The sequence below is a fragment of the Paenibacillus sp. PK1-4R genome (assembly GCF_030369595.1).
GTDB lineage: Bacteria > Bacillota > Bacilli > Paenibacillales > Paenibacillaceae > Paenibacillus.
On record NZ_CP126535.1, the window covers coordinates 2,802,036 to 2,828,859 of the forward strand.

Annotated in this window: 22 protein-coding genes; 16 read left to right on the forward strand and 6 right to left on the reverse strand. The window is 46.7% G+C overall.

All coding sequences use genetic code 11. The features are described 5' to 3' along the window. Positions 1-349: 349 nt before the first annotated feature. The 13 genes from QNO02_RS12445 (at position 350) to QNO02_RS12505 (ending at position 17,465) form a co-directional block, all read left to right on the forward strand. A complete protein-coding gene (locus tag QNO02_RS12445; protein WP_091031411.1) occupies positions 350-1,519 on the forward strand; it encodes a glucose-1-phosphate adenylyltransferase in 1,170 nt (389 codons plus the stop codon). Between the two features lie 26 nt (positions 1,520-1,545). Then, positions 1,546-2,649, forward strand: coding sequence for a glucose-1-phosphate adenylyltransferase subunit GlgD (gene glgD / locus QNO02_RS12450; RefSeq protein WP_091031408.1), 1,104 nt, complete (start codon positions 1,546-1,548; stop codon positions 2,647-2,649). 561 nt (positions 2,650-3,210) lie between these two features. Beyond that, positions 3,211-5,643 carry a glycogen/starch/alpha-glucan phosphorylase gene (locus tag QNO02_RS12455; protein WP_289392207.1) on the forward strand — a complete coding sequence of 811 codons (2,433 nt, stop codon included), beginning with the start codon at positions 3,211-3,213 and terminating at the stop codon, positions 5,641-5,643. 264 nt (positions 5,644-5,907) lie between these two features. Next, positions 5,908-6,777 (forward strand): effector binding domain-containing protein, encoded by an 870-nt coding sequence (locus QNO02_RS12460; protein ID WP_289392208.1) that lies wholly within the window; start codon positions 5,908-5,910, stop codon positions 6,775-6,777. A 42-nt stretch (positions 6,778-6,819) separates the two neighbouring features. Further along, positions 6,820-7,278 (forward strand): VanZ family protein, encoded by a 459-nt coding sequence (locus QNO02_RS12465; RefSeq protein ID WP_091031398.1) that lies wholly within the window; start codon positions 6,820-6,822, stop codon positions 7,276-7,278. Positions 7,279-7,417: 139 nt separating this feature from the next. Further along, on the forward strand, positions 7,418-9,109 hold the full coding sequence (locus QNO02_RS12470; RefSeq protein WP_289392209.1) for a glycoside hydrolase family 13 protein: 1,692 nt from the start codon (positions 7,418-7,420) through the stop codon (positions 9,107-9,109). A gap of 97 nt (positions 9,110-9,206) precedes the next feature. Then, positions 9,207-9,899 (forward strand): metal-dependent hydrolase, encoded by a 693-nt coding sequence (locus tag QNO02_RS12475; protein ID WP_133384481.1) that lies wholly within the window; start codon positions 9,207-9,209, stop codon positions 9,897-9,899. Positions 9,900-10,137: 238 nt separating this feature from the next. Continuing rightward, a complete protein-coding gene (gene dctA, locus QNO02_RS12480; protein ID WP_133384482.1) occupies positions 10,138-11,493 on the forward strand; it encodes a C4-dicarboxylate transporter DctA in 1,356 nt (451 codons plus the stop codon). A 376-nt stretch (positions 11,494-11,869) separates the two neighbouring features. Next, complete coding sequence (gene treC / locus QNO02_RS12485; protein WP_289392210.1) at positions 11,870-13,591, forward strand: alpha,alpha-phosphotrehalase; 1,722 nt, start codon at positions 11,870-11,872, stop codon at positions 13,589-13,591. Between the two features lie 28 nt (positions 13,592-13,619). Further along, positions 13,620-15,629: a PTS system trehalose-specific EIIBC component gene (treP, locus tag QNO02_RS12490; protein ID WP_091031390.1), complete on the forward strand. Its 2,010-nt coding sequence runs from the start codon at positions 13,620-13,622 to the stop codon at positions 15,627-15,629. Between the two features lie 228 nt (positions 15,630-15,857). Beyond that, positions 15,858-16,706, forward strand: a complete 849-nt coding sequence (locus QNO02_RS12495) for a chemotaxis protein (protein ID WP_091034949.1) — start codon at positions 15,858-15,860, stop codon at positions 16,704-16,706. A 214-nt stretch (positions 16,707-16,920) separates the two neighbouring features. Then, entirely contained in the window at positions 16,921-17,184 is a 264-nt protein-coding gene (locus QNO02_RS12500; protein WP_017688873.1) for a YkgJ family cysteine cluster protein, read from the forward strand. Between the two features lie 77 nt (positions 17,185-17,261). Beyond that, a complete protein-coding gene (locus tag QNO02_RS12505) occupies positions 17,262-17,465 on the forward strand; it encodes a hypothetical protein (protein ID WP_017688872.1) in 204 nt (67 codons plus the stop codon). 129 nt (positions 17,466-17,594) lie between these two features. On the opposite strand, the gene QNO02_RS12510 is transcribed toward QNO02_RS12505, so the two are convergent. From QNO02_RS12510 to QNO02_RS12520, 3 genes are all read right to left on the reverse strand, one after another. Continuing rightward, positions 17,595-18,710, reverse strand: coding sequence for an AbrB family transcriptional regulator (locus QNO02_RS12510; protein WP_249910937.1), 1,116 nt, complete (start codon positions 18,708-18,710; stop codon positions 17,595-17,597). 148 nt (positions 18,711-18,858) lie between these two features. Beyond that, positions 18,859-20,169, reverse strand: coding sequence for an MFS transporter (locus tag QNO02_RS12515; RefSeq protein WP_091031387.1), 1,311 nt, complete (start codon positions 20,167-20,169; stop codon positions 18,859-18,861). A gap of 77 nt (positions 20,170-20,246) precedes the next feature. Next, positions 20,247-20,951 (reverse strand): O-methyltransferase, encoded by a 705-nt coding sequence (locus QNO02_RS12520; RefSeq protein WP_091034944.1) that lies wholly within the window; start codon positions 20,949-20,951, stop codon positions 20,247-20,249. A 138-nt stretch (positions 20,952-21,089) separates the two neighbouring features. On the opposite strand from QNO02_RS12520, the gene QNO02_RS12525 reads away from it, so the two are divergent. Beyond that, the gene (locus tag QNO02_RS12525) at positions 21,090-21,986 is read left to right on the forward strand and encodes a LysR family transcriptional regulator (protein ID WP_091031383.1); all 897 of its coding nucleotides are present in this window, start codon (positions 21,090-21,092) and stop codon (positions 21,984-21,986) included. A gap of 115 nt (positions 21,987-22,101) precedes the next feature. On the opposite strand, the gene QNO02_RS12530 is transcribed toward QNO02_RS12525, so the two are convergent. Together QNO02_RS12530 and QNO02_RS12535 are read right to left on the reverse strand one after the other, a co-directional pair. Beyond that, positions 22,102-22,818, reverse strand: coding sequence for a YoaK family protein (locus tag QNO02_RS12530; RefSeq protein ID WP_091031382.1), 717 nt, complete (start codon positions 22,816-22,818; stop codon positions 22,102-22,104). 86 nt (positions 22,819-22,904) lie between these two features. Beyond that, positions 22,905-23,594, reverse strand: a complete 690-nt coding sequence (locus QNO02_RS12535) for an alpha/beta hydrolase family protein (protein ID WP_353959119.1) — start codon at positions 23,592-23,594, stop codon at positions 22,905-22,907. A gap of 433 nt (positions 23,595-24,027) precedes the next feature. On the opposite strand from QNO02_RS12535, the gene QNO02_RS12540 reads away from it, so the two are divergent. Next, positions 24,028-24,771 carry a GTP pyrophosphokinase gene (locus tag QNO02_RS12540; RefSeq protein WP_062834047.1) on the forward strand — a complete coding sequence of 248 codons (744 nt, stop codon included), beginning with the start codon at positions 24,028-24,030 and terminating at the stop codon, positions 24,769-24,771. Between the two features lie 6 nt (positions 24,772-24,777). Further along, complete coding sequence (locus QNO02_RS12545) at positions 24,778-26,013, forward strand: multidrug effflux MFS transporter (RefSeq protein ID WP_091031376.1); 1,236 nt, start codon at positions 24,778-24,780, stop codon at positions 26,011-26,013. Positions 26,014-26,150: 137 nt separating this feature from the next. Here the strand turns inward: QNO02_RS12545 and QNO02_RS12550 are convergent, their stop codons facing one another. Next, complete coding sequence (locus tag QNO02_RS12550; protein ID WP_249910933.1) at positions 26,151-26,801, reverse strand: hypothetical protein; 651 nt, start codon at positions 26,799-26,801, stop codon at positions 26,151-26,153. Between the last annotated feature and the right edge of the window lie 23 nt (positions 26,802-26,824).

Here is a 26,824-nt window from a genome sequence, read left to right on the forward strand (position 1 = left end):
GCACGAGAAAGGGTAATCTCACCCGCAACTTGATGTCGATGTTTTCCAGCAAGATTCCCCGGTCCGTTTCGTGTTTAATGTTAAATAGGAGTAGTCTATTTCATTGTTCACGAGCTACACCTTAAGTTCTGCATCTAACATTCACCTCTGTAAGACAGTCAAGCAATTCTACACCAGCATCATCTCTATTTCAGGCTTTACAATCCAGAAGTTCAACTGCAATAAGATTCATCCAGTTACACATCTGTACAGCATGCTCCTAATCAAGACAACAGTGTCCACACAACAGAATATCGATTATGGGCTCTGAAAAGAATCAGAACGAATGCACGTGGAGGAGGCTGTAATGATGGCGAAAAAAGAAGTTGTAGCGATGCTACTTGCCGGAGGGCAAGGTAAGAGGTTAAAAGGATTGACCAAATCACTGGCTAAGCCAGCTGTATATTTTGGGGGCACGTACCGAATCATTGATTTTCCGCTGAGTAACTGCTCTAATTCTGGTATTGATACAGTGGGTGTATTAACTCAATATGAACCACTTGTCTTACATTCCTATATTGGCATTGGCAGTGACTGGGATCTGGATCGGAAAAACGGCGGGGTATATGTACTTCCTCCACATGAACGTGAAGACGGTAGCAACTGGTACCGGGGTACAGCGGATGCGATCTTCCGCAACCTGAACTTTATTGAACAATTCGATCCCGAGCATGTGCTCATTCTGTCAGGGGATCATATCTATAAGATGGACTACGAAAAAATGCTCCAGTATCACAAAGAAAAAGATGCGGATTGCACCATATCGGTCATCGATGTCTCATTGGAAGAAGCCAGCCGGTTCGGGGTGCTGAACACCAACGATGACTATAGCATCTATGAATTTGAAGAAAAACCTCCTGAGCCCAAGAGCACACTGGCTTCCATGGGTATCTATCTCTTCAAGTGGGATGTACTGAAACGGTTCCTGATCCAGGATGAACAACAGGCATCCACCTCCTATGATTTTGGTAAAGATATTATTCCTTTGTTGCTTGAAAACGAAAAATCCTTATATGCATATCCATTCGAAGGTTATTGGAAAGACGTTGGTACCATTCGCAGTCTGTGGGAATCCAATATGGACCTGTTGGACGAAGACACACCATTTAATCTCAATGATCCGGACTGGCGTATTTTCACACGCAATCCGAACCAACCTGCACAATATATCTCACCTTCGGGCAAGGTACGGAATTGTATTATTAGTGAAGGCACTGTAGTGCATGGTGAGGTCAATCATTCTGTTCTGTTCTACGGAATTGAAGTTGGTGAGAACAGTGCTGTCATCGATTCGGTGATCATGCCAAAAGTGAAAATCGGGCAAAATGTGCGCATTTACCGAGCTATTATCGCAGAAGGATTGGTTATTCCTGATGGAACACAGATTTCGCCTGCACCGGGAGATGAGAGTGATATATTGCTCGTGGATCAGGAAGAATTGGAACGTCAGCTTCGCCAAGGAATAACCAGCAAGGCCTAATTGAAGTTAAAAGGACGGTGCATGCGATGAAACCATTGATCGGAGTTATTAACCTTGACCATGAACTTGAAGAATTGAAGGAATTGACGTATTTTCGCTGCGGAGCCGCGGTGCCATATGCCGGGCGTTACCGTCTGATCGATTTTGTTCTATCCAATATGATGAATGCAGGAATTGAGAGTATTGGTGTATTTGTACGGCGAAAATATCGCTCGTTGATGGACCATCTTGGTGATGGTAAGCCTTGGGATTTGGATCGCAAACATGGGGGTATGTTTATTTTGCCACCAGACTGGAATGATCCAACAGATACGTCACAAGGGGACTTGCAGCATTTCCATAACAATTTGGACTTTTTCCACAGAGGGGCAGGGCAATATGTTGTGCATGCGGGCAGTCGCCATGTGACCAAAGCAGACCTCCAGGATGTCTACAGGTATCACATCAGTAAAGGAGCGGACGTTACACTGGTCTGCAAAAAGGTAGATCAGCTGCTGCCTGAGCATGACGCCTGTGTCAAAGTTGACCATGACGGGGACGGTAACGTGGTGGACATTCACCAAAGCGCTAATCATCCGAATATATATACAGAAATTTTCATTATGGAAAAAGAATTGTTCTTGCGCCAGGTGCAACGCTGCATTGATCATGGCGAGAGTCATTTCTTCCGAGATGTGATTCAAAAAAATCCGGATGGATTGAATATCGCTGCGTATGCATATGATGGCTATCACGCAGTCATCAATTCCATTGACAGTTATTATCGCAACAGTATGGATCTGCTGAACACAGGGCAATATGAACAACTGTTCAAGGAAGATCCGATCCAGACCAAAATTAAATACGAAGCGCCTGCCAAATACCTGGATACCGCCGATGTTAAACATTCACTTCTCGCGAATGGCTGCATTGTTGGTGGAGAGGTGGAGGACAGCATTCTGTTCCGTGGTGTACAGGTGGCCAAGGGTGCCAAAATAAAAGGTTCCATCATCATGCAGAAATGTTACATTGGTGAGGGGACGGTCCTTGAGAATGTCATTCTCGATAAAGACGTGAGGCTGACCGGAGGACAGACGCTGATCGGCGACCCGTCGAATCCATACATTTTAGCGAAAAGTACTATTATCTAATGCCCACACGTAACCGATATCTTCTATAAATATATAAAATAAAAATCCTGTAGGATGGATTTAAGGTTCATACACTTTCTAAGCATCGGGTCCCCCATTGCTAGAGCTCCCTCATGCGTGCAAACGTAGTGGAGGGGATGAAATCGATTCTGAAGCGTAGCGTTTGCCTTTGGCTTCAAATTTTACCCTTGTACTATATAAATTCAACTTAAACATTTACACAAAACGGAGAGGACAGAAATGATCTGAAGAAGCGGAGCTGAAAGCTTTTTGAAAAAAAGCTGCATCGGAAGCATATGCTTCGCCTTTATCCCCGGATTTCCCCTTTTAAAAAGGAATCAAAAAATCTGGGGATAACAGCGATCGGAAGGTTATTCTGTCATCGAAGTGGCCAGTGTAAATATCATTTAGTTCAATGAATATAGTTTGATCGAGAGAATTTGGAGACAACAGCGATCATAAGAACGATTCGTAACCCTAACGGCCACTTTGCACAATGTTGAGCAACTGAGTGTATGAAACGCCACCATCCTACAGGATTTCCCCGGGAGGAACCTACTTTTGTTTGACAACAAGGAAACGTTCAAGAGTATATTTACACGGAATCTGGTCAGCAAATTGGGCAAACCGATTGAAGAAGCAACACAGGAAGACGTGTACCACGTACTGGGAAGCATGATTCGTGAATATGCAGGCCAGGATTGGGCAGCGTCGAATCAGGGGTTCAAGCAGCGCCAGGATAAACAGGTCTATTACTTCTCGCTGGAATTCCTGATTGGACGTCTGCTCGGCAACAATCTGCTGAATGTAAATGAATTGGAATTGGTCCGCGACAGTCTGGCTGATCTGGGTTTCTCCTTGGAAGAGGTGGAAGAACAGGAGGCGGATGCAGGACTTGGTAACGGAGGTCTGGGACGACTTGCTGCCTGTTTCCTGGATTCACTCGCATCACTCCGATATGCAGGACATGGTTGCGGCATTCGATATAAATACGGGTTGTTTGAGCAAAAAATCATCAATGGTAATCAGGTAGAGTTACCCGACAATTGGCTGGATAAGGGCAATGAATGGGAAGTCCGCCGTCCAGACAAAAAGGTGGAAGTACAGTTCTGGGGCCGGGTAGAAGCTCACGAACAGGATGGAGAATATCAGTTTGTTACAAAAGATGCCGAATCGGTCGTCGCCATTCCCTATGACGTGCCTGTCATTGGTTATGGTCAAACCCATGTAAATACATTGCGACTCTGGAGTGCCGAGCCAAAGCGCGAGACTTCACTTGACACCCCTTCGAACTACTACGGCTATCTGGATTATAGTCGTTCGGTTGAATCAATCTCGGAATTCCTGTATCCGGATGATTCCCAGTACGAAGGAAAGCTGCTGCGATTGAAGCAGCAGTACTTCATGTGTTCAGCAGGTGTACAGAGCGCCTTGCGTACGTTCAACAAGCTGGAGCTACCGTATGATCGTTTGCCTGATAAAGTGGCCTTCCACATTAATGACACGCATCCAACCTTGGTTATTCCAGAACTGATGCGCATCCTTATTGATGTGAAGGGGTATGGCTGGGATGAAGCATGGGATATTACAACCCGTACTGTATCGTATACCAATCATACAACGCTTAGTGAGGCGCTTGAGAAGTGGCCTGTATCCATGATCAGCAAGCTGCTGCCACGGATCTACATGATCATTGAAGAGATCAACAAACGCTTCTGTGGCATGCTGCTGGATCGGTATCCGGGAGATCAGGATCGCATAGGGCATCTGGCGATTGTTGCGAACGATCAGGTACGGATGGCGCATCTGGCGATTGTGGGCAGTCACAGCGTGAATGGTGTTGCTGCGTTGCATACCGAGATTTTGAAAGAGCGCGAGATGGCTCCGTTCTATGCGCTGTATCCAGAGCGTTTCAATAACAAAACGAATGGTATTACCCATCGCCGCTGGTTGATGCATGCCAATCCGAAACTGTCGGATCTGATTACGGATACAATCGGTAACGAATGGATAACAGAGCCGGGTAAGCTGGATCAACTGGCAGGCTTTGCGGATAATGCATCATTCCAAGAGCAGTTCCGTTCAATTAAGCGGCACAACAAAGAGCGGCTTGCTGCGTATATTCTGGATCATACCGGGACAGCAGTGAATCCGGATTCCATCTTTGATGTACAGGTGAAGAGGCTGCACGGGTATAAACGTCAGCTGTTGAACATTCTGCATGTCATGCATCTGTATAACCGGCTTAAGAATGATGCTTCGTTTGATATGGTGCCACGTACCTTCATCTTTGGTGCCAAGGCAGCGCCGAGTTATTATTTTGCCAAGAAAATTATTAAGCTGATCAACACCGTGGCTGACACAGTGAATCGGGATGCGGCCGTAAATGACCGCTTGAAGGTATTTTTCCTCGAAAACTATTCCGTCTCTCTTGCAGAGAAGATCATTCCCGCTGCGGATGTTAGTGAACAGATCTCAACCGCAGGCAAGGAAGCTTCCGGTACGGGCAACATGAAATTTATGATGAACGGTGCTTTAACGATTGGCACGATGGATGGAGCCAACGTGGAGATGGCGGAGCAGGTCGGAGAAGAAAATATGTTCATTTATGGTCTGCGTGCAGACGAAGTGCTTGAGTACTATCGTTCGGGCAGCTATCGTCCGAATGAGATTGTGCAGCACGATGAACGCATTCGCGAGGTCGTGGAGCAATTAGTGCATCCAGGTGCATTCTGTTATCGTGACGGGGAGTTCTGGGATATTTATGACTCCTTGCTGGCCCATGGTGACGAATACTTTGTCTTGCGTGATTTTGCTGCTTATGCAGATGCGCATGCTGCGATTGACCAAGCGTATCGGGATATTCCGGGCTGGACTCGGAAAGCGATATTAAACACGGCACATTCCGGCATATTCTCCAGTGATCGTACCATTAGTGAGTATGCGACAGATATCTGGGGTATTCATCCCGTGTCCGGGAACTGGAAAGGTTAAGAATAGATTGTTAGACTAACAAGTCCCCTTGTTCACAAGAGACATCTCTGCTGGTAAATCAACCAGAGTAGAGAGTATCTCCTTGTAGAACAAGGGGATTTTGGCATACAGTGTATCATAGTGTCATTCAACTTGAAGATAAGCGAAACTCGCGTATTTTTCATCATACAAGTTCGCACACAAAATCAAAAAAAAGATCTGGATCTCAGTCATACTACATAAGAAATCGTTTGATATTTTGAATTAGATAGGGGAGCCTTCACTATGGATCATTACACACGAATTCAGCTTGCTATTGAGTATTTGGAGCAGCATTTGCAAGATGATTTTAATATCAGAGAGACGTCCGCTGCTGCGAGCTTTTCGGCGTTTCATTTTCAGCGTTTATTCCAGGCGATCACGGGATTCACAGTACTGGAATACGTGCGCAGACGCAGATTAACGGAGGCTGCTGCGATGCTGCGGAGCACATCGGAAGGCATATTGGACATCGCAATGAGCTTTGGCTATCAATCCCAGGAGGCATTTACCCGCGCATTTTCAGCCCACTTTGGAATGACACCTGCGAAGCTGCGTAAGCTGGAAACGGATCAGTTGTCTCTTCTGAAGATGCAACAGAGTATTGATTTTAATGATTATCGAACTTCGCTTGGTGGAACATTTCACATGAACACACCCCGTCTGGTCACATTGGCACCAAACTGGATTGTCGGCTATGAATATAAGACCAACCTGAATGACAATCAACATTATGCTGAAATCCCCGGATTTTATCATGATTTTGGCATGGAACAGAGATTCATGGCGATCCCGGAGAGGACACGCCCTGATATGGCTTACGGTGTGGCCTGTCATTTTGAAGAGGATGGAGCATTTTCTTTTATTGTGGGTGAAGAAAGCAGTGGAGCATCACAGGCACTTGAACCCGATTTTACTTCGATTGAAATTCCGGGCGGCTTGTATGCAGAGTTCACCGTGGAAGGCTCTGGGCAGGATATTCGGAAAATGATCTATGGCAGCTGGCTGCCGCAGTCCAACTATGAACGGAGGGAAGGGCCGGACTTTGAAGTGACGGATGTCTGGAAATCGACCCCTGAACAATTGGACATGAAGATCTATATCCCGTTAAAATAGACCTTACCGCTTCGTGGAAAACAAGGTCGGAGGATTGATGGAATGAACGAAAAGTCGTGGCTCCACTCCAAGTGGATGCTGACCATTGTTGCTTGCATGGCAGTGCTTTACCTACTGATTATGGGCATTTTACTGTTTGTCAGTGGACGAACACCTAGCATGTATTATCAATATAATCTCGTACCCTTCGAGACGATTCGTCCACTTCTGTTGGAGAGGGAGAGGTACAATACAGATACCTGGGTCAAAAACCTGTTTGGCAATATCGTATTGTTCATTCCGCTGGGCATCTGGATCCCATGGTTGTTTCGGAGGTGTCGTTCGTTCCTGACCTTTACATCTACAGTTGTTTTGCTTCTGCTGGGTGTTGAGGTCACACAATTGATTACACGTGTAGGTTCGTTTGATGTGGATGACATTATTCTGAACACGATCGGTGCCTGGATAGGTTACGCCGGATTTAAGTTAATCTTATGTTCACGAAGAAGGACTCGGAATTGACCCGCAGATCGTGGTCATGACCGGGTCTTTTTGCATAAGATACCTTTCAAATGTTTACAAGGGAATCATTTCGGATAAAACATATTAACGGCTTAATACAGTGAGCAGAGATTATATATTAGACAAAGATGAGAGCGAGGTGGGCGATATCGTTTGGTGGAAAGAGAGTGTGGTATACCAGATTTATCCGAGCAGCTTTAAAGATTCGGACGGGGATGGATATGGCGACTTGCAGGGAATCTATGAGAAGCTCGATTATTTGGAGAATTTAGGCGTAGATGTGATCTGGCTCTGTCCCATTTACGATTCACCAGGACATGATAACGGATATGATATCCGGGATTACTACGGCATTTTACGTAAGTATGGGACGATGGAGGATTTTGATCGATTATTGGCAGAGGCACACAAGCGTGGTCTCAAGATCATGATGGACCTGGTACTGAATCATACGTCGGATGAACATGCGTGGTTTGCTGAATCGCGTTCATCAAAGATAAATCCGAAACGGGATTATTATATTTGGCGTTCAGGCAAAAATGGTCAGGTGCCGAATAACTGGGAGTCCTATTTTGGAGGTTCGGTGTGGAAGCATGATCCCGAGACAAATGAGTATTATCTGCATCTGTATTCGGAACAGCAACCGGATCTCAACTGGAACAATGCACAGATGGCAGAAGAGATGTATGAGATGGTGCATTGGTGGCTGGAAAAAGGGGTCGACGGATTCCGTTTCGATGCAGTAGCGCATATCGCCAAGGCAGAGGGTCTGCCAAGTGCCCACAATCCGGATAATCTGCCGGTGGTTCCAGCGTATCAGCTCTTTTCCAACCTGGAACAGGTACACTCGATTTTGAAGAAACTGAATAACATGATCCTGAAACCTTACGGACCCATGACGGTTGGCGAGACTTCCGGACTTGGGCCTGAGCAGGCCTTGGCTTATGTGGGGACGGATCGTGACGAACTTAATATGGTATTCCAGTTTGAGCATATGTTTATCGATGCCAAATCCTCCGGAATTGGTAAATGGAACTATAAGGAATGGAAATTGACAGATCTCAAAGAAATCATGAGCCGGTGGCAAACAGTTTTACATGGTAGAGGCTGGAACGCCAATTATATGGGCAACCATGATCAGCCACGTCCGGTTTCCCGTTTTGGTGATGACGGTAAATATCGGGTGCGTTCTGCTCAAATGCTGGCGACATGGATGCTTACACTCGAAGGGACCCCCTACATCTATCAAGGAGAAGAGATCGGCATGACCAATGTCGCTTTTCAGGATATCGAACAATACCGGGACATTGAGACCAAAAATTATTACAATCATTACATTGGTCAAGGTAAGTCGAAGCACGAAGTCATGCAGGCGATCTGGCTGAAGAGCCGCGATAATGCCCGCACGCCGATGCAATGGGATGAGACGGAACACGCAGGGTTTACCCAGGGGCAGCCGTGGATTCAGGTGAATGATAATTATCCTGAGATTAATGTGGCTGATGCCGAAAGTGATCCGCAATCCATTTTGCATTATTACCGTAAGTTAATTGCGCTTCGCAAACAACATAAAGTGCTTATCTATGGCGCATATGAGCTGTTACTGCCGGATGATCCGGATATCTATGCCTATACCCGAACGCTGGAAGATGAGCAGATGCTGGTCATTCTGAATTTCCGTGGCCATGAACCTGAGATGCACTGGCCGGAAGGCTGGGATTCCGAGCATGCCAAACTGATCATTAGCAACGTAAGCAGACGTTATTCTACCGATGAAGGTGCCATTCAGCTTCAGCCGTATGAGGCAAGGGTATATCGTAAGCAGCGGTGACACGGAGGCTAGCGTAATTTTGCGTTGGTGAAGAGCTATGATTTATAATGAATAGTGGTTTCAAAATAATCAAAACATATGTCGGGAGGAATCCAAGTTGTTGAATATTACGTTCCACGGTCACTCCAGTGTACAGCTGGGCACAGAAGAAAAGTCTCTGATCATTGATCCCTTCCTGCGTGGCAACGAGCTTGCCGTCACAAAGCCTGAAGATATTAAGACCGATGTTGTGTTGCTGACACATGCACATATGGATCACATCCTCGATGCTGAGCCTATTGCCAAAGCGAATAACGCCAAAGTTGTGGCTATTGTGGAATTGGCTACATATATGTCCTGGAAAGGTCTGGATACACTCGGCATGAACATGGGCGGCACGGTAGATCTTGGCTTTGCTCAAGCTAAAATGATTCAGGCGTTCCATACTTCCGGGATTGTGCTCGAAGAAGAACAACGGATCATGTATGCAGGTTTGCCTGCTGGATATATCATTAATATTGGTGGTAAAACGATTTTGCATGCCGGAGACACAAGTCTCTTCGGGGATATGAAAATGATCGGTGATCGCCATGATATTGATGTAGCTTTCTTGCCGATCGGTGGACATTTCACCATGGGACCTGAGGATGCGCTACAAGCGGCGGAATGGTTTAATGCCAAACTGACGATTCCGGTTCATTATGATACATTCCCGGTGATTCGTCAGGATGCGGAACACTTCGTGCAACAACTGGCTGCAAAAGGGTTGGAAGGCCGTGTGCTGGCCCCGGGAGAATCTATTACCCTGTGATGCACATTTAACCCCTGTTCAATAATAAATGGACTTCTGGATAAAGACGAATATCACGTCAAGATAACTGACGCGATATTCGTCTTTTTTCGGTTCCAGGTTCAATTTTCACCGATAGAGTTGGTACAAATGACAAAAACATTGAAATTCCATTGTTGAACTCCCGTTTAGAATGATATAAAAAGTTACACGGAAACCAAACGGAAATCCGAATTGACCGCAAACAGGGGGAGCGTTCATGTCATTTATGAAATCATTATTTTTTCAAATTATTGTAGCGGTAATCATCGGGATTGGTGTAGGCATCCTGTGGCCGGATCTGGGTAGCTTGCTGCAACCGCTCGGAACAGGTTTCATCAAATTGATCAAGATGATCATCGCACCACTGATTTTCATGGTCATTGTGACAGGCATTGCGAAGATCGGTGATCTGAAGTCGGTAGGTCGCATTGGACTGAAAGCTATCGTGTGGTTCGAGATTGCAACTACAGTGGCGCTGGTACTTGGATTGGGAACAGCCAATCTGCTTCGCCCCGGTGCCGGAATGAACGTGGACCCTTCAACCATAGATGCAAGCGGCATTGAAGCAAAAACCAATGGTTCCGAGTTACCACATACGGTAGACTTTATTATGAATATTATTCCGACAAGTGTTGTAGATGCCTTTGCACAAAATGCACTTCTGCAAGTACTGCTCGTGGCATGCTTGTTCGGGGTTGCTCTGGCAGCAACAGAGAGCAAGGCAAAAGAGAATGTACTGACGCTGATTGAGAACTTGCTCAGCATTGTGTTCCGCATCATCGGTTATATCATGAAACTCGCGCCAATTGGTGCATTTGGAGCCATGGCTTACACGGTAGGTGCCTATGGGGCTTCCACATTATCGTCCTTTGGTCTGTTAATTCTGGCCTGTTACGGCGCAGCGCTGCTGTTTCTGGTCATGCTGGCACTGGCTGCCTGGTGGATTACCGGGCTGAATTTCCTGCAATTTGTGAAGTATACCCGTTCTGAAGTGATGCTGGCGATTGGAACCGGATCATCAGAAGTGGTGATGCCGCGCATGATGGACAAACTAACCAAGGCGGGTTGTGATCGTGCGGTTGTGGGTCTTGTAGTGCCGACGGGGTACTCGTTTAATCTGGATGGCGCTTCGATCTATTTATCCTTGGCAACGGTTTTTGTTGCTCAGGCCGTAGGGATTGAACTGACATTGATGCAGCAGATTACAATTTTACTGGTGTTGATGTTAAGTTCCAAAGGCATGGCAGGAGTACCTGGCTCCGCATTTCTGGCCCTGTCCGCAACGGCAGTGGCCGTCAATGCTTTTCCGGTAGCAGCGGTTGCTCTGCTGCTTGGTGCAGATCGATTCATGGATACAATGCGTGTCTTCACAAACCTGATGGGCAACTGTGTTGCAGCATTTGTGGTCGCAAAATGGGAAGGTCTGCTGGATCAAAAGCGAATGCGTGCCGTACTCTCTGGTGAGATCAGTGCTGCTGAACTGGAAAGAGAAGAGCAAGCTGCACTATCTCTATTGAAGTTGAATATGCAGGAAAAACAAGGGAAAGCCGTAGTTTCACCGGAGATGTCGTAAGAGGCGTGTCTCCGCTGTGGTGATTAAGTGAAGTGACAGCAACTTAAAAATAACAATCCATTACAACAGTAAAAAGACAGTAAAATACATTTAAATGTTCAACCAAGTTCAACCAAATTAGACCGTCTGTTGCCCACTCCGATCGTGGGAAGAACAGACGGTTTCTTGTTGTCCCAATACAGATATCATTGGGTTCACGAACGCAGGTTCCAAAATAAATGTTACAGAGGAAAGATTTATGGGGAATGTGTAGAAGAGGCGAAGAATATACATATTATAGTTTCAACTTGTATATACATGTTTACTTATGTAATATAGATATGAAGTTAACCGAGAACATCACATAAGAGCATTACAATTTATTGGAGGCGTTAACATGAGTTCTAATAACACCACTCCGTCATCTTGGTGGAAGACATCAACGGTGTATCAGGTATATCCGAAGAGTTTTAATGATACAACGGGATCGGGTACTGGAGATATTCGTGGATTAACCGAGAAGCTTGATTATTTGCAGCATCTGGGTATCGATATTGTGTGGTTGCAGCCGGTATATGTATCCCCGCAGCATGATAATGGATATGACGTAGCGGACTATTACCGAATTAATCCGGATTATGGGACTATGGAGGATTTTGACGAACTGCTGAAAGGTCTGAAGGCTCGTGATATGAAACTGATGATTGATATCGTGGTGAATCACTCCTCGACCGATCATGAGTGGTTCCAGCAATCCCGTTCTTCCAAGGATAATCCGTATCGGGATTATTATATTTGGAAAGATCCTGCCCCGGATGGCGGTGTGCCAAACAACTGGCAATCGAAGTTCGGTGGACCCGCTTGGCAGTATGATGAACAAACGGGACAATATTTCCTGACTTTATTTGATAAAACGCAGGCAGATCTGAATTGGGAGAATGAAGAAGTACGCAAAGCTGTACGGGATATGATCAAGTTCTGGGCGGATAAGGGTGTGGACGGTTTCCGTATGGACGTGATTAACCTGATCTCCAAAGACCAGCGGTTCCCTGATGATGATGGAAGCGTGTCACCGGGTGATGGACGCAAATACTACACGGATGGACCACGTGTGCATGAGTACATCACCGAGATGTACGATGAAGTATTTGGGCCTTACAACATGGTGACGGTAGGCGAGATGTCCTCGACAACACTGGAACATTGTATCCAATATTCGAACCCGGCTTCCCGGGAGTTTTCGATGACGTTTAACTTCCATCACCTGAAAGTGGATTATCCGAATGGTCAGAAGTGGGAACTGATGCCGTATGATTTTGAAGCGATGAAGCAGCTCTTCAGTGAGTGGCAGACAGGCATGCAGGCCGGTGGAGGTTGGAACGCGCTGTTCCTTAATAACCATGATCAGCCGCGGGCGCTATCCCGATTCGCCGATGATGGTGATTATCGTGCCGAGAGTGCGAAGATGCTTGCAACAACGATACACGGAATGCAAGGTACACCTTATGTCTACCAGGGTGAAGAGATCGGAATGCCCAATCCAGTCTGGAATGACGTTAGTGAGTTCCGCGATATTGAATCAACGAACATGTACCGCCTGCTTCAGGAAGAACGAGGTAAATCCGCTGAAGAAGCTTTCAACATTGTAAAAGAGCGTTCCCGGGACAACTCCCGAACACCGATGCAGTGGAATGGAAGTAAGAACGCCGGATTTACTACCGGAACACCTTGGCTGAAGGTGGATGAGCGGTATCCTTCCATTCACGTGGAACAGCAGCTGGCTGATCCAGATTCGATCTACTACCACTACCGCAAATTGATTGCCCTGCGTAAACAGGTTAACGTGCTGATCGACGGTCTGTATGAACGATTGGACGATGCACACCCGGATGTATTCGCGTACGCACGGACCAATGGAAATGAAACCCTGATTGTTGTATCCAACTTCAGTAAACGAGACGTCACGTTCTCGCTTCCGGAAGCGGTCTGGAATGATCACATTGCAGGCAAATCAGCAGAGTTACTCATAGGAAATACGGAGGCAGCCCCTGCGCTGACGCAGGAAATCTCTCTCAGTCCGTATGCATCCTATATGTGGCTTGTGCCACAACAGGACTAATCACATTTTATAAATAGGAAGTGACACTATGGCAATCGATAAAAAACAGGTTGAGGAGATCGTCCGGGCAGTCGGTGGCAAAGAGAATATTGAAGCTGCAACACACTGTGTTACACGACTCCGGTTTGCCTTGTACGATGAGAGTAAAGTGGATACTGAAAGTCTGGATCAGAATGATCTGGTCAAAGGACAGTTCTCTTCCCAAGGACAATTCCAGGTCGTTATTGGGCCTGGTCTGGTGGATAAAGTCTATGATGAGATGATTCAGATTACCGGGGGAGATCGTTCTTCCAAAGATGATGTGAAGGCGGTTGCTGGTAAAAAGCAAAATCCAATTCAGCGAGCGATCAAAACACTCTCGGATATTTTCATTCCGATCTTGCCTGCAATCATTACGGCAGGTCTTTTGCTCGGAATTAACAATATTCTGACAGGTCCAGGCATTTTCTTTGATGGAAAATCACTGGTAGATGTCTATCCAGCCTGGAAGGATCTTGCGTCCATTATTAATACGATCGCAAGTACAGCCTTCACGTTCCTGCCGGCTCTAATTGGTTGGGCAGCTGTAAAAAGGTTCGGCGGCAGTCCGCTGCTCGGGATCGTGCTGGGTCTCATTCTGGTACATCCCGATCTGCTGAGTGCATATGGTTACGCTGATGCTGTGAATAATGGCACGGTGCCAACATGGAATCTGTTCGGTTGGGAGATTGAGAAGATCGGTTATCAAGGGCAGGTTCTGCCAGTACTGGTATCGGCCTATCTGCTTGCGAAGATGGAAATTTTCCTGAATAAAAGGGTACATGATTCGATCAAACTGCTGGTCGTTGCACCAGTTACGTTGCTGATTACCGGATTCCTGGCATTTACGATTATTGGACCGGTTACATTTGCTATTGCAAATGCAATTACATCCGGCTTGATCTATGTATACGATTCATACGCGGCGCTGGGTGGTTTGATCTACGGTGGTCTGTACGCTTTGCTCGTTATCACCGGTATGCATCACACGTTCCTCGCGGTGGATGTTCAGCTCATTGGTAGTCAGGGCGGTACGTTCCTGTGGCCGATGCTGGCATTGTCCAATATCGCACAGGGTTCGGCTGCACTTGCGATGATGCTTGTCCTGCGTGAGAAGAAAATGAGAGGACTTGCGGCAACGTCCTCGGTATCGGCCTTCCTCGGGGTAACTGAGCCGGCGATCTTCGGAGTGAATATCCGTTACCGTTATCCGTTTATCTTTGGTATGGTCGGTTCCGCAATTGGTGGTGTGCTGCTGACGATGAATAATGTTCAGGCAACCTCCATCGGTGTAGGTGGCGTACCGGGATTCCTGTCGATTTTCCCTAACAAATGGGGCGTCTTCTTCATCGGCATGGCGATTGTCCTTGTTGTACCATTTGTACTGACCGTCCTTTTTGGCAGAGCCAAACTGAGAAAAGAAGATCGTAGTGCAAGCAATGAAACCATTAATGAGCCTAAAGCGGCTACATCGCAGTCTGCTTCGGGCGTTACCTCTTCAACTGCTCCAAACCAGCGCACACGTAGTGCAGCTCAAGTAGGGCACGAAGCAGTGAATACACTTGAAATCATGGCGCCATTAACAGGTCAGGCTGTGTCACTGGAGCAAGTACCTGATCCGGCTTTTGCCGAGAAACAGATGGGTGAAGGTGTAGCGATTGAACCTTCCGGCAACCTGGTTGTTGCCCCGTTTGATGCTCAGGTAGCTCATGTGATCAAAAGTAAACATGCGGTGATTCTTGAACACGCAAGTGGATTACAAGTTCTGATCCATGTCGGTATTAATACGGTATCCCTCAAAGGTGAAGGCTTCAACATGTATGTGGAAGCTGGCGAGCATGTAAAGGCTGGACAAAAACTGTTGGAGTTTGATCGTAAGGTAATTGAAGATGCGGGATACCCGCTGATTACACCGATTATCATTCCAGATGGTCAGGATATGGTTGAACGGGTGGAAGTCACCACAGGTGATGTTACATCTAATCAAAATGGTGTGTTGAAGGTTCATCTGAAAGGTTAATTGAATACAACAACAAGAAGGGGCTGCATGATGCGCAGCTCCTTTTTGTTGTATGATCGTTATTTTCATGACGATCATGGTAAACTGTATATAAATTGGAAGAATCACATTTTTAAAATAATGGTGGTTGGAAAGGTTCTTCTGACAAAGCAAGCTTCAGGCATGTTCGAGTCGTGGCGTTCATATGGTGGAGAAAGAGATCCTAGTCAATCGATGAGGAGGAGAGCCATGACACGTATTGCGGTGATGGTCATTCATGGGCTGGGTATGCGGAAGGATGGGTACGCGGACAGGCTGATTGCTTGTTTGCATAAGGAATTGGACAAGGTGATGGTCTTGCCTGGAGCCTCCAAACAGATGCTGGATATCGAACCTGTATATTGGGCGGATGTATTTGAGGAGCGGGAAGAGGCGCTCTTTCAACAGCTCGTCAGCTCTCCGGGATTGAACTTTCAGGGGTTGCGCCGATTTGTCATCCATTACCTGGCTGATGCGGTTGCTTATCAACCGGTGGAAAATCAAGGCCATAACTATGATGCCGTACATCGAACGTTGAATCAGGCGATGCATACCCTTGCACAGCGTAATGGATTGGAAGCTCCACTCTGTGTGGTTGCTCATAGTTTGGGTGCCGTAATCGCCAGTAACTTCTTCTACGATCTGCAATATCCGTCCAGTCGTGTTCCTGAAGTTGTGGATGTGAACTCGGCTTTGGAGCGGGGTGACACCCTGACCAATTTTTACTCGTTTGGTACAACCCTGCCCTTATGGAGTTTGCGTTATCATGACTTTAGTTGCCCAATTCAGGTGCCCTCTTCCCATGTGAATCAGTATTATGCCGGGCTGGAAGGGGAGTGGGTGAACTTCTACGATCGGGATGATATTCTGGGTTATCCGTTACGCCCCATTGATCCTGCTTATGAGAAAGCGGTCAAAGAAGACATTGAAGTGAACTCTGGCGGCGTGGCTATGAGTTGGAATCCGCTAAGTCATGGGGGGTATTTTTCCAATCGAAGCATGAATCGGAGAATTGCTCAGGGGCTTGCTCGAACCTGGACCTGGATAAATCGATCATAATATCAGAGGTAGTTCAAAAAGTCCGCTTTTGATTACGAAGGATGCCTAATGGCATCATCAGCATCGAATATGGAATTCAGCCGAAATGTCCGTTGCTCACGTAGCTCTATCTACGCTCCGCTACTCCATTTCTAGCTTCATCCCATCTTCTTGGTACTGAAAACCGGTCTTTTTGAACACATATTGTAAGTTTTATAATTAGGAGGGACTATGTATGGAATGCAGGACAGGCTGTGCCGCATGTTGTATCGCGATTTCCATATCATCACCGATACCGGGCATGGCCCATGGCAAGCCGGCAGGTGTACGTTGTGTGCAGCTTACGGATGATAATCGCTGCGGAATTTTTGGTCAAAAAGATCGTCCTGCGGTATGCAGCGGATTGCAAGCTGAGGAAGAGATGTGTGGTAGCACCGATCAGGAAGCATTTGATATTCTAACCTGGTTGGAGCAAGAAACTGCACCGAAGGTAATATGAGTAGGTTGTTTTAATGAATTGGGATAATTATACTTAATATGGAAGAAGGTTGATCAGAGAGAGGAGACGCGAATACAATGGGGCTTGTTAAACGTTTTGTATTGGTAGTTGTGAATATGATCGGAGAGTTATGGATGGGATTTTACCGACGTAACTCGGATTATTATGACCATCAGACTTCGGAGTCCAAAAGTAAGATTGGCTATTATGCATTTATTATTGGGGCAACAGTGGTTACGGTGGGCATTGTAGGCTGGATGTACAACCGAATTTATTCATAAGTAGTCATTATGCTTAAAATTGAATGAGGCCAAATGTTGAAGATGAGTGTGTACAAATAAAAGAGAGTATCCGCAGGATGTGACATCAAATGGATACTCTCTTTGGCATGGGATCAGGTAGGAATATGATCATTGAGGATAGGGCTTAGCTTTCTTTTCTTTCAACATATGTACAAGAATCATCTTCAGTACGGAAGAGACGATGAAGAAAATAAATAGAATCCGAAACAATTGATACCCGGATACAACCGAAAGATCGGCATTCACTTCATGTGCCATGATACTCATCTGATCCATCCCGCCAGGGGCCATACTGAGTAGTGAGGTTGCCGCAGAGAGGGAGAACACATTCATTAACAGATAACTCAATCCAAGCGCACCAACAATGAGCAGTACACTACTCATCACCGCTAGCGTGACTGTCTGTGTCTTGCGTTGCAACTGTTCCGGCTTGAGCATCAGTCCAACGTGACTGCCAATCATCAATTGCGATACGTTTAAGAGGGAGGTTGGCAGACTGGGTGTGTGCAGCGCTGTGCTTAATTGAACGACACACATAACAATCATGGGACCCAACATAAAGGCCGTCGGAAATCGGAGTTTGCGTGCAACCCATGCACCCGCTACACAGAGCGGAGCATAGAGAAGAATCTCAGGGAAAAGGGTACCCCATGTTGCTACGTCAATGAAAGGCTGATCTGTTCCACCACCTACAGTACCTCCAATCCAAGGACTAAATAGCAGGAACGGAACACAGAAGACAATCATGATCAGCCGAGTCACCTGCAAAAAAGTAACCAGCGTCAGATTGATGGATTTCATCTCTTCTGCAAGGGACACCATCTGGGACAGCCCTCCTGGAATACTGCCAACCAGCAGGGAGGGAAAATCAAAATCGGTTACCTTTGAAGCGATGTAGGCTGTAATTACACACAATGCAATTAACAGCAAGGTCATCAGCAGCATCATGGGAAGTTGTTGCAGGATGCCTTGCAGTGCCTCTTCTGTTAAGGTGAGACCAATTGAATAACCAACAATGAGAATGCCATAGTCCCGTATGGAGGCAGGCCACATGAGCGGCCATTTGGCAACTTGGGAACCAAGCAGCATGAATACCATTGGCCCGAGCAACCACGGGATCGGTGTACGAATGACTGTGAACAGCAATCCGCCAAGAACAGAGACACCCAGACTAAGAAAAAACCGAAAGACAACGTTGGAACCGAGCTTATGCATCAGTTCCATCCGTTTAGCCTACCGGTTGAATGAGGTGGTATGAGATTCAGGTATACATTCAGGTGTAATGAAAGATTCATGTTCATGTGTGATCACTCCTGATGATGAGATACGTTGCGTTATCTGCGGAACAACCAGGCTACTTCTGTTCAACTCATTAAGATCCTGCGATAGCCGTAGCGGAAGGTTTAGGTTCTCTGAACATTACAAAGTACATCAGTGATGAAATAACGTATAGACAGCCTGTGATGCTGAATGTGATTGCATAACCCCAATACGTTCCGTACGTGGTGACCAGATAGGATTGGACAGGTCCCATGGTAGCCCAACCGATCATGAACGAGGTCTGCATCAGTGAATTGGCAATGCCGCGGCGTTTGTCAGAGATCCGATCCACCAGTATGGCTGAATGAATGGGATTGGCTGCGTTCATCAATGCTTGTCTGAACAAGAAACTGAGCGAAGCGATGAACAACAGATTGGTGAAGCCTGTTAATAGAAGGAAGGGCAACGACATGACCTGGAAAATGACAACGGCTCTTACGCTTCCGACCTTTGCCGCGAGGGTAGGACCAATCAGCATGGATACAATCGTCATAATCTGACCAAGTGCAATTAGTAAGCTCATTCCGCTCAGAGAAACCGAGAACCGATTGGTGAAATACAGATTCAGATACGGTACAACCAGTCCGGAACCTAATCCAATTAACAACTGAGTCACTATAAACTGACCAATCAGTCGGGAATCTTTTTTCTTCGTGATCGAATCGTCCGTGCTTGACGTATTCGTTGAACTTTCTTTTAGATCCGAATCGGGTTGAAGAACGGGTTGCCCCGGAATTGTTGTCTGCGGAGCGGCCTTGCCTTCGGTTACAAATAACAGTGGAATAAATGCAGCCAGTGTTGCTGCACCGCCGACAAACAAAACGGTTTGCAATCCGGTCACTTTGGCGAGTCCTGCCGTATGTAACAAATCTGCGAATACACCGCCGCCCAGGCTACCAAGCACCTGGGAAGCGAGCACAAGGGATGAATAATAACTGAACATTTTCAGCCGCTGGCTTTTCTTGACGTTTTCCGCCAGATAAGGAATGGCCAGTACTTGGAATACCCCAGCGAAAAGGCCAGAAAATACCGCGAACCAAATCAGTCCTGTAGCCGAATAATCGAAGGAGCGTCCGATTAGAAAGATTCCGCTGAATAACGCCCCGGTAATGAGTAATCGCTTGCGGCTGAACAGATCACCGCATAGACCGATAGGAACAAACATAATGGCTGTTGCGAGTGATTGAATACTTACAATCTGGCCGTTCATTGTATCATTATAGCCCAGCCCCTGAATGTACAGATTGTACAAGACAGAGAACATGCCATTTCCGATCTGATACAGAATGCTAGCCAGGAAAAACAGTTGAATATTGCGGGACCAGCCGCGAATTTCATCATGAATATGTTGTAAAACTCTCAAGTGGTTCCCCCCAGTCTGCCTGTGCAGTGATTCCAGTTTAACAGGAAAGGGGAATTTGCGGAAGAATTGACCACTGTTTATTTTGGTTCAGGGGCATCAATCACACGAGCAATGACGAATCCATCGTAACCTTTGCTACCAACCGTTTGCAATGCTGTAGCTTCAAGCCGAGGGTGATCCGCGATCAACTGCAGGAATGATCGAACGCCTTGAACTCTAGGGTCTGTGCTGTCTGTGCGGATCACTTCACCGTCCCTGACGATATTATCACCAATTATAAGACTCCCCGGCCGAGTCAGTCGCAGGGCCCATCTCAGATAATCGGGATTACTCGGTTTGTCAGCATCGATGAAGATCATATCAAATGGTTCCCTGTATTCTTCCTGAACATCGGGAAGGGTGGTTAGGGCAGGACCAACTCTCAGGTCAACCTTGTGCATCAGTCCTGCTCGTGTGAGATTGGCTCGGGCCAAGTCTGCATGATGTGATTCCGATTCCAGTGAGACGATGCGTCCGTGTTCAGGCAGTGCTCTTGCCATCCAGATGGTACTGTACCCACCCAATGTGCCGATTTCAAGTACACGGGATGCACCTTGGATTTGCAGCAGGAGCTGAAGTAACTTTCCTTGATTTGGTGTTACGTCATGAGCAGGGAGTCCAGCTTCGGCATTGCTTTGCAGTGTATGTTCAAGCAGGGAATCTGATGGAATCAGCAGATCATTCATGTAATCGTCGACTTGAGTCCAGGTATGCTGTAGGTTGGTCGTATTTATATTTTTCATCTTCACATGTTCCTTTCCTTGTTTCATGTATTGGATTTCATATTTCAACTATAGATGGAGTAGATATATAAATAAAATATATATTATGTATGTTAATATAAATTTAGATTATGTAATTGACGTGGAAGAGGTGTAAACATGAATCTGCATGGATTACGATTATTTCATGCCATCGTGAGATATGGCGGGGTCACTCGTGCCGCAGAGGAACTGAATATTAGTCAGCCTGCGGTATCTTCTCAGGTGAAGAAGTTTGAACGTGAATTAGGAATCCAGCTTTTTGTTTCGGAGGGAAGAAGACTGGTGCTTACGGATGCGGGGTTACAGTTAACAGGATATGCGGAACGTCTGTTCATGCTGGAGCAGGATGTCGAGAATTTTGTGCAGGATTTTCGGGAGGGCAAGAAAGGACTAATCCGTCTTACGGCAACCTACTTGCCTTCGAATTTTCTGTTGCCTGGCTGGATTGCGCGGTTTAAGCAAATGCACGAGGATGTGGAGATTGTTGTGAGCACAACCAACACCCGGATGGCTTTTGACCAGTTGCTTCGTTATGAGGCAGAGATTGCAGTGTATGGTGGAAGTGGCATTACACATGCAGGTGTGCAATGGGATGAATTGTTTGACGATGAGATGTGGTTTGTTGTGCACCCTGACCATCCGTATGCGGGAAAAGAAATCGAGCTGCATGAGATGATGGCAGAGCCGTTCATCATGCGCGAAGAAGGCAGTGCCACACGTGAGCGACTCGTTTCCCTTTGCACTACAAATAACCTGGCCGCTCCCCGCATTGCGCTTCAGTTCAACGGGCTGAACGAAACGATCAGTGCGGTGAAGGCAGGTTATGGGGCCAACTTTATATCTTCTTTGGTTGTGAACGAAGATGTGCAGCAAGGCAGGCTGGCACGTGTGTTTGTTCGAGGTGTACAGCTGAGAAATACGGTTGCCGTATGTACACGAGCCGGGGAGGTATTATCGCCTGCTGCACAGCATCTGGTCAAGCTTATCCGCCAAGAAGCTGCTTTGATGAAATAAATAGCGTGGTTGTACTTAAAACAACTTAAAATACGTGTTCAAAAAGACCAGTTTTCAGTACCCTAAAGCGGATTTTTGAACATCCTCTTGAAAATGAATAGGTTCTTTTTAACTATTAACTTTCGCTTTGTTGTGAAGTTCCCCATGCATGTAATCGGGCGTATAGGGTTACGCCGCCAATGATCAGGACAGGAATCCAGACTGCAATCAAGGGCACACGGTGGAATAACAATGCGGCTGCAATGACGCCGATCAAATAGATGACAACAGCACCTGCACGAAGGTAGGAGTCTGTGGACAAGGCTTTGGCTAACGATCGGATATTGGCATGTCGCAGCTTTTTGAGGATGCTTACGGTATCTTCAACCACAGCGGCCAAATTATTGGTGAGTACGGTTGTTGAGATGCCAGCAATTCCAATGCGGCGTGCCGCAGTTGTTTGCATCCCCATTGCAACGGCTAGGATGACAATTAACAGATAAGACAGTTGTTCTGAAAATGGACTAATCATAGCGATCGCGAACAGCAGGAGCAATATGCTTTCAACAGTAAATACAGCTGTGACCTTGGAAGACCAGCCATTTTTGGTCTGCACATGTCCGACCATATGTGCTGCAATGGCATTGCCAGCAATAAAACCAATGAGAGCAAGCAATGACCGCAGCACAACAAATTCCTGAGCACGGGCAATGGCAATACCGAGCAGTACAATATTTCCCGTCATATTGGCTGTGAGCACATGCCCCAGTCCCAGATATCCGATCAGATCTACCATTCCGGCAGACATGCAGAGAAGCAGCATGGCGTATTTTTGGAGGGTACTTTGATTCATCCTATCCGTCCTTTCAAAAAAAACGTAGCCCCTCTAGTATACAGCCATAACCCATGCTTCTTCAAAATGAATTCATAGCGCAAGACTTAAGGTGCAGCGAGCCAATCAAACATATTGTTCACTGCTGACTCATGTATTTTCTCGTGAAAATGATGATCCTGCCCGCCATAAGCGTGAAATGTGACGTCTGCACCTCGGCGCTTAAGCCAGTGATACATTCGGGTTCCGTGACTGTAATTCACCTGTGTATCTGATGTACCATGCATGATTAACACGGGACAAGATAGTTTGTTTGCTTTTGACAAGGGAGAACGGGCGAGATAAGCTTCCGGAACTGCGCGTGGGGAGCCACCCAGCACACGTTTCAATGTGCGCCTCAGGTCGGTTCGCTCATGGTAAGTGCGTTCCACATCGGCGACACCGCTCCAAAGAACTAACTTATGTACTTTGTCCGGTCCCTCATTATAGGTAGTTGCGGTATGTACAGCATTAATGGCTCCACGGGAGAACCCCATTAACGATATCCGAGTCGGGTCGACAAAAGGTAAACGCTGGATCAACCGATAAGCGGCATGCACATCTTCGGCATCTCTTCCGCCATACTCGTCACGACCCTCACCGCCTTCGTTGCCACGATAGGATGGGGCGAACACGATATAACCTTTATGTACAAATTGCTCAAGCCAAACAGTATTTACCCCGCCATAGCTGCCAAGTCCGCCGCGACAATAGATCAGCACAGGCCACTGTTCCTGTGTGTGAGCGATATCATGCATTTTTGCAGCAGGGTAATGGCTGGCGAGTGGTTGCAAATGTAGAGATGTATGTATGGAAGCGAATTCCGGAAAGGCAGAGGAGACAGAGCCGGGATGAGAAGTTTCATATGTTGTGATATCAGTTAATGAACAACCTTGTGGCAGGTATAAATAAGCTTTAACTCGAAGTGTATCGGATGAATATGTCACTTGATAGAGCAGTAAAATCCACCTCTTTTATTAATAATTGCGGGCCAAATAACAGGCATGCTTCTATAGGATGCGCGTAAAATAAGTTCCCATACCTTCCAGGCTGAATCGCCAGCCCGAATGTAAGAAATTCGTTTATTGGCTCCATATGATTTATAATGGTTCAGGAGGCATATGCATTGACCGCTGTCCTCATTTTTATAAAACTAATTTTAGTGTGCAGAAAGAAAGGGAGAAAGCTATGATGAACGCTCCACATCCAATTGATCAATTCAAGAAATTCAAATATGAAATTACCAGATTTATGATGATCTATAAATTTGCTCTGGATCAAATGGAGACCAAGATTGAAGTCCTGAAGGAAGAATTCCAGTCTTTGCATGATTACAGTCCAATTGAGCATACAAAGTCCAGACTGAAATCACCTGAGAGCATTATGAACAAGATGTTCCGCAAAAATCATGAGTTAACATTTGAGAGCATCAAGCAAAATATCAAGGATATCGCCGGGGTACGGATTACATGTTCCTTTATCTCGGATATCTATCGCATTAAGGATATGCTGTGCAACCAGAGTGATCTGCGTGTACTGGAGGTCAAAGACTACATCGAGAATCCAAAGCCAAACGGCTACCAAAGCCTTCACCTTCTGGTGGAAGTGCCTGTGTACATGTCCAATGGTGAAGAACGAGCATGTGTGGAGATCCAGATCCGTACAATCGCGATGGATTTCTGGGCGAGTCTGGAGCATAAGATTTTTTATAAATACAATAAGGATGTTCCCGAGCATTTGACGAGAGAGTTAAAGAGTGCGGCAGATTCGGCAAATGCACTGGATCAACAGATGGAACGACTTCACCGTGAAATTCAGGAGATCAAGGACGCCGAGAACGAGCGGGATGAAGAAGAACTGCGCCGTATTATTATTAACAATCAACAGTTCACACTGCCGTCCAACCTGCTCAAGCTGCTGGGTAGCGGGGAGTAGTATTTGATGAAAAGTACAACAGCTTCATTGAACACAAACTCCACATCTCGTGTACGGATGGCTTTAATTCTGGGGACACTGTCGGCCTTTGGGCCGTTGTCCCTGGATATGTATTTACCCGCATTGCCCACGCTGGCTGATGAGTTTGGTTCATCTACATCGTATGCCCAACTCAGTCTGACGGCGTGTATGATTGGACTTGCGGTTGGACAGTTGCTTGCCGGACCTCTAAGTGATGTACGTGGTCGGCGAACACCGCTCATTGCAGGGCTTGTGCTCTATACTATCGCCTCCATACTTTGCCTGGTCAGCCCTACGATGGGCTCTTTTGTTGTGCTGCGATTCATTCAGGGTGTAGCTGGAGCGGCAGGGATTGTCATCTCGCGCGCGATCGTCAGAGACGTATATTCGGGCCCGGAACTGACACGGTTCTTCTCTCTGTTAATGCTGATTAACGGCGTAGCCCCGATTGCTGCACCAATCATTGGTGGACAATTGTTGACGTATACGTCGTGGCGCGGCGTATTTATTTTGCTTAGCCTCATCGGAATACTGACGCTGTTGGCTGTCATTTTCGGTCTTGGAGAGACATTACCTTCCAATCGCAGATCAAGCGGGGGATTGAAGCAGACATTAATTACGTTTCGCCAAATCGCAGGGGATCGTCAGTTTATGGGTTATGCGTTGACCCAGGGTTTTGTAGCTGCTGGCATGTTTGCCTACATATCCGGTTCACCTTTTGTGCTTCAGAAATTATACGGGGTATCTCCGCAAATGTTCAGTGTTTGCTTTGCCATAAACGGACTTGGCATTATTCTGGCCAGTCAGGTTGCTGGAAGACTTGCAGGTAAGGTATCTGAAACCCGGCTGTTAATCGCGGGCCTGCTAACCGCGGCGCTCGGAGGAACTTCACTGCTCATCGCCATTCTGGCTGGAGGTAATCTAATCTCTGTACTGATTCCGTTATTTCTGGTGGTATCCAGTGTTGGGTTGGTCAATACCGCGTCCTTTGCCTTGGCGATGGCCAATCAGGAGAAGTCGGCAGGCAGTGCGTCTGCGCTTATTGGTGTGATGACGTTCCTGTTCGGTGGTATTGTCGCTCCCCTCGTAGGTCTCGGGGGAGAAGGCACAGCTGTGCCAATGGGAATCGTTATCGGGTGTGCTGATCTCGGTGCCTTGGTGATTTACTTCCTAATGGTCAGTAGAGGCAGGAAGCGCCAGAACGAACAAGTGTTGAGTTAAATGTACTGATTCTGCACACCTTGCATTTGTGGAGTCTTAATAATGTAAAAGTACATCTGGATAAAAGAACGAACAAGAGCCTCACTTGGAAGGAATCATGCTTCCAAGTGGGGCTCTTGCTGTAGGTAAGGACGGGTTTAGCAGAGTGCAAACAAAATCTGTGTATTGGACAGTATACCTGGCGTGAGGAATGGATAAAAGTACCCCACCACAAAACCAAACAGATTAATCGCAGGCCACATCAGGTAGACATCATTGTATGTGAAGACAAGGGACCACCGGTTGTAGCAAAAGTAGGGCAGCGCACGTTCTTCGTTATCTCGTGGTGCCGCTGTACCAGTCTGTGCAAATTGCACAGCTTGAGTGAGGTTTTGCGGCTGTTGCTGGAGGAAGAGCGGAAGCAGACCCGGGCTGCTTTTGATCAGGTTATATAGAAAAAGCATTTCTGCCGGAGGCTGACCTACCGGACGAGGATAGGCACTAAGCAGGGTGGGCAGATTGCCTTGAGTCAGCTGCGCAGGTACGCCCGGTGCTGTACCCGGGATTGTACCTGGAATGCCTCCGGGGATATATGGACCGGGTCCTCCGCCTGGAATGTATGGAGGATAGGAGCCTTGACCACCAGGTATACCAGGAAACGTCGGACCACCCGGTGTGCCGCCACCGCCACCTCCTGGGAACAGTGGAGGCAATTGAAAGGAACGGTCTTCTCCATAACTTAGATAAGGGTTATATTCGTAATACATGTACAGAACATCCTTCCTGTCGTCGTATTCTGCATTCAGCATATGGCGGCATCCGCCTATATGTG

Excerpts from the sequence above, each read along its gene's own strand:
- QNO02_RS12530 (WP_091031382.1), bottom strand. The coding sequence starts at position 22,818 with ATGAATCAAAGTACCCTCCAAAAATACGCCATGCTGCTTCTCTGCATG.
- glgD (WP_091031408.1), top strand. The coding sequence starts at position 1,546 with ATGAAACCATTGATCGGAGTTATTAACCTTGACCATGAACTTGAAGAA.
- QNO02_RS12465 (WP_091031398.1), top strand. The coding sequence starts at position 6,820 with ATGAACGAAAAGTCGTGGCTCCACTCCAAGTGGATGCTGACCATTGTT.
- QNO02_RS12495 (WP_091034949.1), top strand. The coding sequence starts at position 15,858 with ATGACACGTATTGCGGTGATGGTCATTCATGGGCTGGGTATGCGGAAG.
- QNO02_RS12535 (WP_353959119.1), bottom strand. The coding sequence starts at position 23,594 with ATGCATGATATCGCTCACACACAGGAACAGTGGCCTGTGCTGATCTAT.
- QNO02_RS12500 (WP_017688873.1), top strand. The coding sequence starts at position 16,921 with ATGGAATGCAGGACAGGCTGTGCCGCATGTTGTATCGCGATTTCCATA.
- QNO02_RS12545 (WP_091031376.1), top strand. The coding sequence starts at position 24,778 with ATGAAAAGTACAACAGCTTCATTGAACACAAACTCCACATCTCGTGTA.
- QNO02_RS12510 (WP_249910937.1), bottom strand. The coding sequence starts at position 18,710 with ATGGAACTGATGCATAAGCTCGGTTCCAACGTTGTCTTTCGGTTTTTT.
- QNO02_RS12445 (WP_091031411.1), top strand. The coding sequence starts at position 350 with ATGGCGAAAAAAGAAGTTGTAGCGATGCTACTTGCCGGAGGGCAAGGT.
- QNO02_RS12540 (WP_062834047.1), top strand. The coding sequence starts at position 24,028 with ATGAACGCTCCACATCCAATTGATCAATTCAAGAAATTCAAATATGAA.
- treC (WP_289392210.1), top strand. The coding sequence starts at position 11,870 with ATGAGTTCTAATAACACCACTCCGTCATCTTGGTGGAAGACATCAACG.
- QNO02_RS12520 (WP_091034944.1), bottom strand. The coding sequence starts at position 20,951 with ATGAAAAATATAAATACGACCAACCTACAGCATACCTGGACTCAAGTC.
- QNO02_RS12525 (WP_091031383.1), top strand. The coding sequence starts at position 21,090 with ATGAATCTGCATGGATTACGATTATTTCATGCCATCGTGAGATATGGC.
- QNO02_RS12460 (WP_289392208.1), top strand. The coding sequence starts at position 5,908 with ATGGATCATTACACACGAATTCAGCTTGCTATTGAGTATTTGGAGCAG.
- dctA (WP_133384482.1), top strand. The coding sequence starts at position 10,138 with ATGTCATTTATGAAATCATTATTTTTTCAAATTATTGTAGCGGTAATC.
- QNO02_RS12505 (WP_017688872.1), top strand. The coding sequence starts at position 17,262 with ATGGGGCTTGTTAAACGTTTTGTATTGGTAGTTGTGAATATGATCGGA.
- treP (WP_091031390.1), top strand. The coding sequence starts at position 13,620 with ATGGCAATCGATAAAAAACAGGTTGAGGAGATCGTCCGGGCAGTCGGT.
- QNO02_RS12550 (WP_249910933.1), bottom strand. The coding sequence starts at position 26,801 with ATGCTGAATGCAGAATACGACGACAGGAAGGATGTTCTGTACATGTAT.